Origin of the sequence: Actinokineospora sp. (assembly GCF_050699995.1) — a bacterium.
Taxonomy (GTDB): Bacteria; Actinomycetota; Actinomycetes; order Mycobacteriales; family Pseudonocardiaceae; genus Actinokineospora.
In genome coordinates this window covers 1-12,478 of the sequence record NZ_JBOHGC010000024.1, presented here as the reverse complement: position 1 = coordinate 12,478, position 12,478 = coordinate 1, and the positions used below count along the sequence as shown (strand labels likewise).

Annotated in this window: 15 protein-coding genes; 2 read left to right on the top strand and 13 right to left on the bottom strand. The window is 70.5% G+C overall.

Annotated features, from left to right (window positions below; translation table 11 throughout):
• The 11 genes from ACRDSQ_RS01715 to ACRDSQ_RS01665 all read right to left on the bottom strand — a co-directional run.
• A partial coding sequence (locus tag ACRDSQ_RS01715; RefSeq protein WP_431418146.1) for an acetyl-CoA carboxylase carboxyltransferase subunit beta occupies positions 1-680 on the bottom strand: 680 nt, incomplete at its 3' end.
• Complete coding sequence (locus ACRDSQ_RS01710; protein ID WP_431418144.1) at positions 677-1,021, bottom strand: TcmI family type II polyketide cyclase; 345 nt, start codon at positions 1,019-1,021, stop codon at positions 677-679. The genes ACRDSQ_RS01715 and ACRDSQ_RS01710, both read right to left, overlap by 4 nt.
• 134 nt (positions 1,022-1,155) lie before the next feature.
• A complete protein-coding gene (locus ACRDSQ_RS01705) occupies positions 1,156-1,851 on the bottom strand; it encodes a response regulator (RefSeq protein ID WP_431418142.1) in 696 nt (231 codons plus the stop codon).
• Positions 1,844-2,605, bottom strand: a complete 762-nt coding sequence (locus ACRDSQ_RS01700; protein ID WP_431418141.1) for a sensor histidine kinase — start codon at positions 2,603-2,605, stop codon at positions 1,844-1,846. The genes ACRDSQ_RS01705 and ACRDSQ_RS01700 overlap by 8 nt, the downstream gene beginning before the upstream one ends.
• Before the next feature lie 345 nt (positions 2,606-2,950).
• The gene (locus ACRDSQ_RS01695; protein ID WP_431418139.1) at positions 2,951-4,183 is read right to left on the bottom strand and encodes a beta-ketoacyl synthase N-terminal-like domain-containing protein; all 1,233 of its coding nucleotides are present in this window, start codon (positions 4,181-4,183) and stop codon (positions 2,951-2,953) included.
• Positions 4,180-5,454, bottom strand: coding sequence for a beta-ketoacyl-[acyl-carrier-protein] synthase family protein (locus ACRDSQ_RS01690; RefSeq protein ID WP_431418137.1), 1,275 nt, complete (start codon positions 5,452-5,454; stop codon positions 4,180-4,182). Before ACRDSQ_RS01690 ends, ACRDSQ_RS01695 begins: the two co-directional genes overlap by 4 nt.
• Positions 5,451-6,326: a cupin domain-containing protein gene (locus tag ACRDSQ_RS01685; protein ID WP_431418135.1), complete on the bottom strand. Its 876-nt coding sequence runs from the start codon at positions 6,324-6,326 to the stop codon at positions 5,451-5,453. The genes ACRDSQ_RS01690 and ACRDSQ_RS01685 overlap by 4 nt, the downstream gene beginning before the upstream one ends.
• Positions 6,323-6,586: an acyl carrier protein gene (locus ACRDSQ_RS01680; RefSeq protein ID WP_431418134.1), complete on the bottom strand. Its 264-nt coding sequence runs from the start codon at positions 6,584-6,586 to the stop codon at positions 6,323-6,325. Before ACRDSQ_RS01680 ends, ACRDSQ_RS01685 begins: the two co-directional genes overlap by 4 nt.
• Before the next feature lie 15 nt (positions 6,587-6,601).
• Positions 6,602-6,904 (bottom strand): antibiotic biosynthesis monooxygenase family protein, encoded by a 303-nt coding sequence (locus ACRDSQ_RS01675; RefSeq protein WP_431418133.1) that lies wholly within the window; start codon positions 6,902-6,904, stop codon positions 6,602-6,604.
• Positions 6,901-7,650: an SDR family NAD(P)-dependent oxidoreductase gene (locus ACRDSQ_RS01670; protein WP_431418132.1), complete on the bottom strand. Its 750-nt coding sequence runs from the start codon at positions 7,648-7,650 to the stop codon at positions 6,901-6,903. Before ACRDSQ_RS01670 ends, ACRDSQ_RS01675 begins: the two co-directional genes overlap by 4 nt.
• Entirely contained in the window at positions 7,647-8,006 is a 360-nt protein-coding gene (locus ACRDSQ_RS01665; protein ID WP_431418131.1) for a TcmI family type II polyketide cyclase, read from the bottom strand. Before ACRDSQ_RS01665 ends, ACRDSQ_RS01670 begins: the two co-directional genes overlap by 4 nt.
• A 233-nt stretch (positions 8,007-8,239) precedes the next feature.
• Here ACRDSQ_RS01665 and ACRDSQ_RS01660 point away from each other — a divergent pair, with 233 nt between their 5' ends.
• Both ACRDSQ_RS01660 and ACRDSQ_RS01655 read left to right on the top strand, forming a co-directional pair.
• A complete protein-coding gene (locus ACRDSQ_RS01660) occupies positions 8,240-9,400 on the top strand; it encodes an FAD-dependent monooxygenase (RefSeq protein WP_431418130.1) in 1,161 nt (386 codons plus the stop codon).
• A gap of 5 nt (positions 9,401-9,405) precedes the next feature.
• Positions 9,406-10,218 (top strand): SAM-dependent methyltransferase, encoded by an 813-nt coding sequence (locus ACRDSQ_RS01655; RefSeq protein ID WP_431418129.1) that lies wholly within the window; start codon positions 9,406-9,408, stop codon positions 10,216-10,218.
• A gap of 7 nt (positions 10,219-10,225) precedes the next feature.
• Here ACRDSQ_RS01655 and ACRDSQ_RS01650 read toward each other — a convergent pair whose 3' ends face one another.
• Both ACRDSQ_RS01650 and ACRDSQ_RS01645 read right to left on the bottom strand, forming a co-directional pair.
• Positions 10,226-11,161: a sigma-70 family RNA polymerase sigma factor gene (locus tag ACRDSQ_RS01650; RefSeq protein WP_431418127.1), complete on the bottom strand. Its 936-nt coding sequence runs from the start codon at positions 11,159-11,161 to the stop codon at positions 10,226-10,228.
• A gap of 10 nt (positions 11,162-11,171) precedes the next feature.
• Complete coding sequence (locus ACRDSQ_RS01645) at positions 11,172-12,362, bottom strand: NAD(P)/FAD-dependent oxidoreductase (protein ID WP_431418126.1); 1,191 nt, start codon at positions 12,360-12,362, stop codon at positions 11,172-11,174.
• Positions 12,363-12,478: the final 116 nt, after the last annotated feature.

Below are 12,478 nucleotides of genomic sequence, written 5' to 3'. Positions count from 1 at the left end.
GCATTGGCGATGACCCGCGGACCCGCGAAACCGATGAGCGCGCCCTGCTCGCCGATGAGGATGTCGGCCAGCGTCGCGAACGATGCGGTCACACCGCCGAACGTCGGGCCGGTGAGCACGCAGATCGAGAGCACACCGGCGGCGCCGAGCCCGCGCAGCGCCTGCGCGGTCTTCGCCATCTGCATCAGCGACAGCGCGCCCTCCTGCATGCGCGCGCCTCCCGACGTCGCCACGATCAGCAGCGGGGTCCGCTCGGCCAGCGCGGTCTCCGCCGCCCGGGTCACGGCTTCGCCGACGGCGGAGCCCATGCTGCCGCCGAGGAAGGCGAAGTCCATCGCGGCGATGATCACCGCGTGGCCCTTCACGCGAGCCCGGCCGCACACGACGGCGTCGGCGAGTCCGGTGGCCGCGCGGGCTTGGACGAGCCGCTCCACGTAGGGCTTGGAGTCGGTGAAGCCGAGCGGGTCGGCCGAACGGGGCTCCACAGTGGACCGGACGAAGGAGCAGGCGTCGACTATCTGGTCGATCCGCTCGAGCGCGCCGATCCGATTGTGGTGGCCGCATTCGGGACACACGTCGAGCTCCCTGGCCAGGCGCGGCGCGTAGTTGGTGCAGCCGCAGCCAGGGCACCGCAGCCAGTCGGCGGCCTGCGCGGCCGGGGCCGACACGACCGCCGTCACCGGAGCTCACCTCCGGTCTCGTTCGACCAGCCGTAGAACCTGGTCGCCATCGCGTCGGCCGGACTGCGCCAGGTTCGTGGGTCGAACGGGCTGATGAAGGGATCGAGGTCCGCGCTCAGCGCGCGGAAATCGTCCCGCTCCCGGGCGTCCGCCATGGCCGCGCGGGCATCGCCGTCGAACTCGACGTGGTGGAAATACAAGTCGTGGTACTGGAACAAGTCGCGCCTGCGCACCCCGAGCGAACGCGGCAGTTCGGACTCGTCGGAGCGCGCGAACAGCGCGGCGACGTCCTCTGTGGACCCCGGTTTGATCCGGGCCACGATGAGAATCCGGTCTGTCACAAGGACCCCCTCGACACGATGGATGTGATCGTGTCCACGTTAGGGATCCGGGCACCGCGCGTCGTCCCACCGGGACATGAACCGTGGCCTCCCCCGCGCGGCCCGCCGGGATCCGCCGAGCGGAGGAGAAACGGTCAGGAACCCAACGCGAGTCCCGGCTTGGCACCCCGGGCGATGAGTCCGTTCTCGTAGGCGTAGATGACCACTTGGACCCGGTCGCGCACACCCAGCTTCTGGTACAGGTGCTGGACATGCGACTTCACGGTGCTTTCGCCGAGCACCAGCGTCCTGGCGATGTCCTGGTTGCTGTAGCCCTGGACCAGCAGCGTGAACACCTCGCGCTCGCGGCCGGTCAGCGCCAGATGGCCGGTCGCGGGGGCGCCGCCGAGTGCGGGTCTGCGGGCGAACTCGTCGATCAGCAGCCGGGTGACCGTAGGCGAGAGCAGCGCCTCACCATCGGCCACCTGCCGGATGGCCTCGACGAGTGTCTCATTGGGCGCGTCCTTGAGGATGAAGCCGCTCGCTCCGGCCCGCAAGGCCTGGAAGACGTTCTCGTCGTTGTCGTACATGCTCAGGATGATCACTTTGGCGTCGATCCCGGGCTCCCGGCACAGGTGGCCGGTCGCCTCGATCCCGTTCATCCTCGGCATGTTGACGTCCATCAGCACGACGTCGGGCCGCAGCCTGCGCGCGACCGCCACGGCGTCCACGCCGTTGACGGCCTCACCCACCAGGCGGATTCCCTCGATGCCGCCCAACACCGCACGCAGACCGTGGCGCACCAGGTTCTGGTCGTCGACGATGAGCAGGCGAATGTCGTCGTCAGGCATGGCATTCCCCCTTGTCCACGGCTCTGCCGAGCACGTGGTCGAACGACGTCCGGCGCACCCGGGCCCAGTCCACGTCCACGGCGTCGGCGATGGGCAGCGTCACGTGCACCCGGAATCGGCCCGCGGTCTCGCCCCACCAGGCGGAGCCCCCCAGCTCCGCGGCGCGCAGCTCGATGCCGCGCAGGCCGAGTCCGGTCCCGTCACCTCGGCCCGCGCGAACCTCGTTGTCCACCGTGATCGTCAGGTTGTCGCCGAACGCCACGCGGGCCACGACGACGCCCGTGCCGTGTTTGATCGCGTTGGTGAGACATTCCTGCACGATGCGCACCACCGCGCGGCGCGTCGGCGCGGGCACCTCGCGTTCGGCTCCCGGAGGGCCGTCGAAGTGGACCAGCACCCGGCCATCCGGCAGCGCGCGGGTCAGATCGGTGACATCCGCGGAGACGAAGCCCTGCTGTTCGGGCACCGCCGTGTCAACGGCGTTGAGCGCGCCGACGACTTGGCGCACGTCCTGCATCGCGATGCGCGCCAGGCCATCGATCGCCCGCGCGCCCGCACGCACCGATTCCGGCAGCATGCGGGCGTAGAGGCCGATGACGACGAGCCGGTGCCCGAGGACGTCATGGAGCTCGCGTGCGATGCGGGTGCGCTCCCGGCGCACCGCGCTCTCGATCGCGTCGCGGTCTACCCGGCGGATTCCGCGGGTGAACGCGAGAACGAGCGCCAGACAGAGCGCGCCGAGAAAACCACCCACAATAAAATGGATCAGATTCGCTGTTTCGCCCAAGGACACGGCGTCGCCCAGCGCAGCAATGGATCCCCCCACTGCGAACCACCCCCGCCGCGAACTTTAATGGTTCACACAGGGCTCCGCAACCACTCTTGATGAATACGTCGAGCGTTCACTCAACGAATTGTTACCGATTCATAGCGTTAGATCCGCCTGTCTGTCCAGGTATCCACGGGCACGCGGAAAGACGTAAACATTTCACGATCGGCCCCTGGTAAGTTCTTAGAGAACCCTGTGAAAAACCATAGGGAATCGGCGATATTCCGGCAGATACATCACGACCGAGTGTTCTTTTGGTTCGTTGTTCAATCAATCAGCCGCTCTTACCACAGCCGCCGAGTTGAATCCGCCGATCCCTCGAGCGACTACCAGCGCGGTACGCAGTTGTGGCGCTGGTCGCATCGCGGTGACCACGTCGAGTTCCCCCACGAATCCGTCGGGGAGGTTCACCGACGGCGGGATCACGCCGTGCCGGATCGCGAGCGCGGCCCACGCCAGATCCAACGCGGCCCCGCCCGAGTTGAGCCTGCCGGTCATCGTCTTGGGCACCGCGACGGGCACGGCACGGCCGCCGAACACCTCGGTGATCGCGTCTGCCTCGATCGCGTCGTGGACCCGCTCGCCGACCGCGTCGGCGAAGACCACGTCGATGTCCTCCTGCCGCAGCCCCGCCCGCTCGACGGCCATGCGCATCGCCCGCACCAGCCCCCGGCTGTCGGTGGGGATGCCGGTCGGCGACTCGGCGTCGTGCGTGGACGCCGTCGCCGCTATCTCGGCGTAAACCCGGGCACCGCGGTCTCGGGCGAATTCCGGGTCCTCCACCACAAGGAGGGCACCGCCCTCGCCCAGCACCGAACCACCCGCGTCCGGCGCGAAAGGGCGGTAAGCAGTCGCCGGGTCGGCATCCGTGCTCAGGGTGCCCAGTCCCGCCTGACATGCGATCGCGTACGGCGACAGCGCCGCCTCGGTTCCCCCGACCAGCACCGCCTTGGTGCCGCGGCGGATCGACCGGCCCGCGGACGCGACCGCGTCGATGCCGCCCGCGCCGTCGGCGACGATGACGCCGCAGGCGCCCTTGAGTTGGTCGCGAATAGAGATCTGGCCGCTGGAGGCCGCGTAGAACCACCCGATCGACTGATAGGCGCTCACCGCGCGCGGCCCCTCCGACCAAAGGGCGTGGATCTCACGCTGGCCGAAAGCGTTGCCGCCTGAGGAACTCGCGGTGACGACGGACAGGTCATAGGGATTGTGGGCGGCCGGGTCGAGGTCGGCGTCGGCGAACGCGAGCGTGGTCGCGGCCAGCGCCATCCACGTCCAGCGGTCCGTCTGCACCCGCAGCTTGTTCGGCACGAACCCGGTCTCGGCGAAACCGGCGACCTCGCCGACGACGCGCATCGGCAGGCCCGCCGCGTCGAACGAGGTGATCGGGCCGAGTCGCGACCGGGCGGCGAGCGTGCCCGACCAGTGCTCGGCGACGCCGACTCCGGTCGGCGCGACGACGCCGACGCCGGTGATCACGCCCACGGAACGGTTGTCGGTCACAGACCCTCCTGCAATCGGGAGAAGACCATCGCGGACTGGAAGCCGCCGAACCCGCTGCCCGCCGACAAAGCGTTGTCGACGCGTGCCTCACGCGCGTGCAGCGGCGTGTAGTCCAGGTCGCACTCCGGGTCGGGCGTGGTCAGGTTGGCGGTCGGCGGCACCACACCCCGATCGATGGCCAGCGCGCACGCGGCCATCTCGATGGAGCCGATGGCGCCGAGCGAGTGGCCGACCATGGATTTGATGGAGCTGATCGGAATCTTGCGCGCGGTGTCGCCCAAGGCCCGCTTGTAGGCGGCGGTCTCGTGCCGGTCGTTCTGCTTGGTGCCCGAGCCGTGGGCGCTGATATAGCCGATCTCGACCGGGTCGAGCCGGGCCTGAGCGAGTGCGTCGGCGATGGCGTCGCCGAGTTCCACGCCGTCGGGCCGCAACCCGGTCATGTGGTACCCGTTGGCCCGCGCGGCATATCCGCCGACCTCGCAGTACACCCGCGCGCCCCGCGCCAGCGCGTGGCCGAGCTCCTCAAGCACGAGTACCGCGGCACCCTCACCGAGCACGAAGCCCTGGCGGTCGGCGTCGAACGGGCGCGAGGCGCGCTCCGGGTCGTCGTTGCGCGGCGTGGTCGCCCTGATGGCGTCGAAGCAGGCCACGGTGATCGGCGAGATCGGCGCGTCGGCCGCGCCCGCGAGCATCACGTCCGCCTCGTCGTCCTGGATGAGGCGCAGCGCGTGGCCGATCGAGTCGATACCCGACGTGCAGCCGGTCGAGATCACCGCCGCGGGCCCCTTGGCCCCGAACCGGACCGCCAGCTCGCCCGCCGCGCTCGAGGGCACGAGCGCCTGATACAGGTATGGCATCGTCGACCGGTGGTCGACCACCCAGTGCCGGGCGTGGTCGCTGGCCACCACGTACTCGTCCTCCAGCGTGATCGACGCCCCGACCGCGGATCCGAGCGACACCCCCATCCGGTCGCCGTCCACCGCCCCAAGCTCCAAGCCGGAGTCGGCGACCGCCTCGTCGGCGCCCACGACCGCCAGCTGCGCGAACCGGTCCATCCGCCGGATCTCCCGCGGGGTGAGTCCTCGGGCGGCCGGGTCGAAGTCGCACTCGGCGGCGACACGCGAGCGGAACGGCGTCGGGTCGAACGCGGTGATCGTGCGGATGGCGGGCTTGCCGCTGGTGATCCGCGCCCAGAACTCCTCCCGCGTGGGACCGCCCGGCGCCACGACGCCGATGCCGGTGACCACCACGCGCCTCGCCGCCGTGCTCACCGGCCCACCGCCACGGGGTCGTGCGCCGCGTGCTCGCCCGGCACGGACTCCAGCGGGCCCGCCTCCGTGTCCACGTGGCCCAGGTGCGGTTCCGGCGCCAGCGGGCTGAGCTGGAACACCGCCAGCGCCTCGCCCCCGCCGACGTTGGTCAGGCGGTGCCGGACCTCACGGGGAATCAGCAGCGCCTGCTCTGCGCCAACCGACACGGGATCGCCGTCCAGGTCGACGCGCAGCGTTCCGGTGACGACGAAGAGGTATTCCTCCGAATACGGGTGATAGTGCTCGGCGACGCTCTCCCCCGGCGCGAGGCGGACCGCGCCGCAGAACCCGGACGACGAGCCGACGGTGGCGGGCGAGACGAGCGTGCGGACGTCGCCGCCGCGCCTGCGGTTCGCCGGGACGTCGCCCATGCCGACCACCGCCCGCCTGGCCTGCTCGACCTTGGACTTGATCAGCTCCTGCTGGACACGGCTGTTGCGGTTGATGTTGTCGGTCATCCACGCCGTGTCGACCGGCGCGTCCGGCTTCATCCGGAAGTCCTGCACCCAGCGCATCAGCGTGCGGTCCGGGCCCAGTTCCTCGTAGGTCCAGGTGATGTTCATGAACTCGAACGGCCCGGTCTCGACCCGGCGCGCGCGGACCACGCCGCGCTCGCGGTCCCACGTGCGCTCCGAGACCCAGGACCAGACCCGGCCCTCGTCGTCGGGGTGCATGGTGAGCCGGAACGTCGCGGAGTCCGCCGTCTCCTCGAGGATCTCGATCGAGGCGTACTCCGAGAACAGGCTCGGCCAGCGCGCCAAGTCGTTGGTGCGGGCCCAGACGAACCCCAGCGGCGCGGCGATCTCGACCGCGTTGTCGGTGTGCCCGATCATGCCGCGGCCCCGACTCGCGCGTTGACGAGCAGGCGCAGGCCCGATGGCGACAGGTCGCCGGTGATGTCCTCCTCGACGTCGACCCCATAGCGGTCCTGGATGCGGGCGGCCAGCTCCATCCGGGCCAGCGAGTCGAGGTCGAGTTCGTCGAAGCTGCGGGAATCGGCGTCAGGACCCGCGGCGGGGTCGAGGCCGACGGCCAGCAGCAGCGTGCGGATGTCCTCGTCGCCCAGGACGACGACGGTGGTATCTGCGGACATGGGTGAACTCCTTTGTCAGGCGCCGGTCTCGGCGTGGATGTGGAAACGCAGGGAGGTGGCCTCGGTGAAGCACTCGCGCATCGGGCGCACCGTCTCGCGGTGCTCGGCACTGGCTTCCCAGCTGGTGAACGACTCCAGGTCGCGCCACTCGCTGGTGATCAGCCACTGCTCGGGATCGGTCGCCGACTGGCAGATCTGGTCCTTGAGGTGGCCCGGCACACCGTCGGCCACGAGGTGGCGGACGTTCTCGTAGGCGTCGAGGAAACGGTCCCGGCGGTCCTCGGGGACGCGGATCAGGAACACGATTCGGGCCCTCATCGCCGACCACCGACCCCGGGCGGCGGACCGCCCGCGAGCACGGAGCTGAACCCGAACCTGCCCAGCACCGGGACGACCGAGCCGTACATGCCGTCCGACTCCGCGCTGGTCAGGAAGCCGACCGCGCGGGCGACGAGTTCGGCGCTGACGGTGTGGTCGAGGTCCAGCCCTGGCCGCTCCTCCCGCATCTCGGGCGTGTCCACCAAGGTCAGCGAGACCGCGTTGGCATGGATGCCCCGGCGCTTGACCTCGTGCGCCACCGAGCGCATCCACGAGATCAGGGCGGACTTGCTCGCGGCGTAGGCGGAGACCGCGGCCAGTGGCTCGTCGGCCAGCGGGCTGCCGAAGTACACCAACCTGCCGCCCTCGGTCATGTGCGGCAGCACCGCCTGCGTTGCGACCACCGCGGAGAGGAAGTTGGACTTGAGGACCTCGGCATAGGTGGAGACATCGGTCAACATCAGCGGGCCGACGCTGAACTGGCCGACGAGGTGGACCAAGCCGGTGAGGGAACCGAACTGCCGCACGGCTTCCGCCGCGGCGAACTGCGCCCCACCCGGCTCGGTGATGTCCACGGCCAGGGTCTCGAGCGAACCCGGCGTGCCGTGGCTCTTGGCCAGTTCGGCCAGGCGGTCCTTGTTCCGTCCGGTGATCAGGAGTTTGTCGCCGCGCTCGGCGAGCAGCCGGACCGTCGCCTCGCCGAGCCTGCCGGTGGCGCCCGCGACGAGGAACACCGAGCCGGTCACGACCGCGCCTCGAAGGTCGCGACGCGGGTGGTGACGTGCTCCATCATGGCGCCGCGGAAGAACGCCTGCGCGCCCTGCGGGGTGCTCAGGTCCCGCGGCTCCAGGAGGAACTCGTCGAGCCGTCGCTCCAGCTCGCGGATGCTGGGCTGCGCGGCCAGGTGCGCCATAACGCTGGGCAGGTTGCCGTCGATCTCCATCATCCGCACCACCACGCCGTCCTTGATGAAGATGGACGTCCCGAGGAGCCGGGTGCCGTCGGGGGTCTCCCAGGCCGGTGGGTCGTAGTTCGCGAGCAGGTCCTTCACCTGGTCCTCGGTTCCCGGACGGACCCGGAAAGTGATCGCGTAGCGCTGCATGGCTGTCCTTCCGTCTGCGGTCGGGACAAGCGTGGCCGGACCCGCGGCGACCGTCTTCCCACCGCGGACCGAGATCGTCGGTCGACCTCCGGCGGACGCGGCCATCCTCCGATCGGTCCGGGCGCCTCCACCGCGCGAAGGAAGACGCCCCTTGGGAGACCGCCTTACCGTGACCGCCATCGCCGCCACCGGAGGAAGGCACCCATGAGCGAGCTAGCGAGCGAGGTGGCCGCATGAGCCGAGCACATGTCGCGATCGTCGGAGGGGGAATCGGCGGGCTCACCGCCGCACTGGCCCTGCGCCGCGCGGGGATCGACGCCACCGTCCACGAACGCGCGGCCGACCTGCGCTCCGCCCAGGCCGGGCACGGCCTGATCCTCTGGCACAACGCGGTTCTCGTGCTGCGCGAACTCGGAGTCGACGTCTCGGCCATCGGACACCGGATCGACGAGTACCAGTTCCGCACCACGTCGGGCTCACTGCTGGCGCGCTGGCACCTGCGTGCCGACGAGTGGGACGCGCCGGTGTACTCGGTGAGCAGACCCGCCCTGCACCGGTTGCTCGCCGACGAGGACCTCGTGCTGGGCGCGCCCTGCGTGGGGTTCGACGACGACGGCGACGGGGTGACCGTGCGGTTCGCCGACGGGCGGTCGACCCGAGCCGACGCGCTCGTCGGCGCCGACGGGCTGCGATCGGTGGTGCGCCGTGGGCTGATGGGGTTCGAGCCGCCACCGCGCTACGCGGGCTACACCGCTTGGCAGGGCGTGATCCGAGCGCCCGGGCTGGTCGAGCCAGGGCGGTTCGTCAACGCATTCGGGCGCGGCCGCTGGTTCGTCCACTATGGACTGCCCGACGGCTTCACCTACTGGGACGCCGTGCTGGACGCCCGCGCGGGCGCCGGGCGATTCGGCGCACCCGCAAGGGAAAACCTGCTGGCAGCCTTCGCGGGCGCGGCCACACCGATCCGCGATCTGATCGAGGCGACGCCCGAGGACGACCTGGCGCCGGTCGACATCTACGACCGCGACCCGGTGACTCGCTGGAGCAAGGGCCGGGTGACCCTGCTCGGCGATGCCGCACACCCGATGACGTTCAACCTCGGCCAAGGCGCCGGACAGGCCATCGAGGACGCGCTCGTGCTCGCGCGCTGCCTCGCCGATGCCGGGCCGGAGGAAGCGTTCGCGCGGTACGAGCGGGAACGCGTCGGGCGCACCAGTCGCATGGTGCGCCGGTCAAGGGCCAACGGCGACTTCATCCGCAGGCGGAATCCGGTGATGTGCCTGCTGCGCGACACGTTCGTCCGCGTGGCGTTCGAGAGCCTGATCTTGCGCAAGACCTATCAGCTGACCATGGACCTGCCCTGGTCCACCGACAAGACGGAGGTACCACGGTGACCACGATGGCCACGAGCCCGACGACCGGGGTGAGCCGCACGGCGGTGATCATCGCCCAGGCCCGCGCCACGGAGACCGCACGACCCGACCGGCTCTTCGCCGACCCGCTCGCGCAGGCTTTCGTCGACGCCATCGGCTGGATCCAGGTCGCCGAGGCCGGGCGGCTCAACCAGGAGCACTTCGTGCTGCGCACCCGCTTCTTCGACGACTACCTCCGGTCGGCATGGCCCGGGTGCGGGCAGGCGGTGATCGTCGCGTCCGGCCTGGACACCCGCGCCTTCCGGCTCGACTGGCCGAGCGACTTCCCGGTGTTCGAGATCGACCTGCCCGGCCTGCTGGCGTTCAAGGACGCCGTGGTCGGGGTGCAGCACGCGGTTCCGTCGTGCCGTCGCGTCGTCGTCCCCGCGGATCTGCGGGAAGACTGGACCGCGGCGTTGACCGACGCGGGCTTCGACCCCGCGGTGCCGACGGCGTGGCTGGTGGAGGGCCTGCTGATGTACCTCGACCAGACGTCGAGCGACATGGTCCTCGCGAGCATCGGCGGACTCTCCGCGGCGGGCAGCACGCTGGCCATGGAGCACATCAACCAGGCGTACCTGGACCTGCCGGAGATGAGGGCGGTGCAGGAACGCCTTCGCCGGTTCGGCGCGACCTGGCAGTCCACTTGCGACGACCCGGTCGGCTGGCTCGCCGCGCACGGCTGGACCGCGGCGGTGACCCCGCAGACCGAACTCGCCGAGCGGCATGGCAGGCCGGTGCCCCCGCTGACGGTCGCCGGGGACGCGCGAATGTGGCTGGTCTCAGCCGAAAGAGCCTAGCGACCAGTCACCACGAGTCGATCACGGGATCATCGTGATCACGACGCTGCCATTCGTCGTTCAGGCGGCCGAGCCGTGCCGGGGCCGCCATCCCGCGCACGGCTGCGATCTTGTCGTCGCGGAGTTCGAGGATCACCACGCCCAACACGGTGTCGTCGAGTACGGCGACCACCGCCGGGGAACCATTGACCACGGCGGCGTGGAGGGCGGGGGAACCGCCTGCGAGCCGCCGCTTCGCCGGTGTCGGCTTGAAACCCGCGCGCACCATGAGGGCGACCCGCTCCGGGACCGTGTACCGCAGGAGCTTCGCGGCCATTCCGGCGCCGTCGCTGACCGCGACCGCGTCGGCGGTCAGCAACGCCAGCAGCCGGTCGGTGCGGCCCGAGGAGGCGGCGTCGAGGAAGGCCTCGACGACGCGGCGGGCGGAGGCGTGGTCGACCGCGGCGACGTGGCGTCCGGCGGCGACTCGGCGGCGGGCCCGGTGGGCGTGCTGTTGGCTCGCGGACTCGGTGATGTCGAGGATCTCCGCCACTTCGGCGTGGCTGTGGGAAAAAGCCTCCCGCAGGACGTAGACGGCACGCTCGATCGGGCTGAGGCGTTCCATCAGCAACAACACCGCCAGCGTCACCGATTCGCGCTGCTCGACCGTTTCCGCCGGGCCCAGCATCGGGTCGCCGTCGAGGAGCGGTTCGGGCAGCCAGTCGCCGACCGCCCGTTCGTGCCGCGCCTTCGCCGAGCGGAGCCGGTCGAGGGACAGGTTGGTGACCACCTTGGTCAGCCACGCCTCGGGCACCTCGATGCGCGCCCGGTCGGCGGCCTGCCACCGCAGGAACGCGTCCTGCACCGCGTCCTCGGCGTCGGCGGCCGAGCCGAGCAGGCGGTACGCGAGCGAGGCCAACCGGTTCCGGTTGGCCTCAAAACGCTCCACGGTGGCAGTGTCCATAAGCGCGACTCTATGCGTCGACGGTCTCACTGGAGTGCTCGGACACCTTGGCCAGACGGCGTTTGCGGGCAGGCAGACCGTACGTCGGATTGTGCATGTTCCACGCGACGTTGCGGAGCACGAACGCCTTGACAGCGGCGGCAGGCCTGCCGCGCAGAGACCAGGACTTCGACCGCGCGTCGCCGTCGACGACCTGGAAAATCCCGTCCTTCTGGCCAAGGCTGATGCAGTTGCCGATGTAGGCGAGCGGGGTCTTCGAGATCTTGCGACCGGTCAGGTCCCCGATGATCGCGGCCGTCGCCTGCATCCTGGTGAACCCCGCCGAAGCGCACGACATCGGCAGCGGCCGACCGCTCTCGCCGACGGCGTAGGCGCTGTCCCCGGCCGCGTAGACCTCCGGGTGCGACACCGACCGCATCATGCGGTCGACGGTGATCCGGCCGTCGTCCTCGACGGCGAGACCGCTGGCGGCGGCGATGGGGTGCACGGCGAAGCCCGCCGTCCACACGGTCGCGTCGGCGAGGAAAGTCGTGCCGTCGACGGCGACAGCCCCCGTCTCCATGACACGGTCGATGGTGGTGTGCTCGTGGACCTCGATGCCGAACCGGTCGAAGGCGCGCAGCAGGTGGCGCCGGGCCTTGTCCCCCAGCCAACCGCCCAGCTCACCGGTGGTAGCGAGGGTGACCCGCAGCCCCGGCCGGGATTCGGCGACCTCGGTGGCGACCTCGATCGCGGTCAGGTTGCCGCCGACGACCAGCACCGTCCCGTTCTCGCCCAGACCGTCCAGACGCTCACGCAGCCGCAGCGCCGCCCGCTGTCCGGCTACGTGGAAGGCGTGCTCGTCCACACCCGGCACACCGTGGTCGGTGGACGTGCTGCCCAGGGAGTAGAGGAGGGTGTCGTACTCGAGCCGGTCGACGCCCTCGGCGTCGGTCACGGTGACCGTCCGGCTCTCGGCGTCGACAGCGGTCACGTGCGCCGGCCGCAGGCGGATGCCGGTGCCCGCGAACATCTCCGCCAACCCGAAGCGCTCCAGGTCGTGACCGGCGGCGAGCTGGTGCAGGCGCATCCGCTCGACGAAGTCGGGTTCGGCGTTGACGACGGTGATCTCGAAGTCGTCGGGGTGCAGGTGGCGGGCGAGGAATCCGGCCGCCGACGCTCCGGCGTATCCGGCCCCGAGGACGATGATGCGATGCCGCATGGTGCTGCTCCTGTCTGCTCGATCGCCCTCTGAACGAGACAGCAGCCAGATTCCTGACAGGGCGGGCTGTGGCGTGGGTCACCACGGCCGCGGTCCCGGTTCAGGGGCACCTGAAC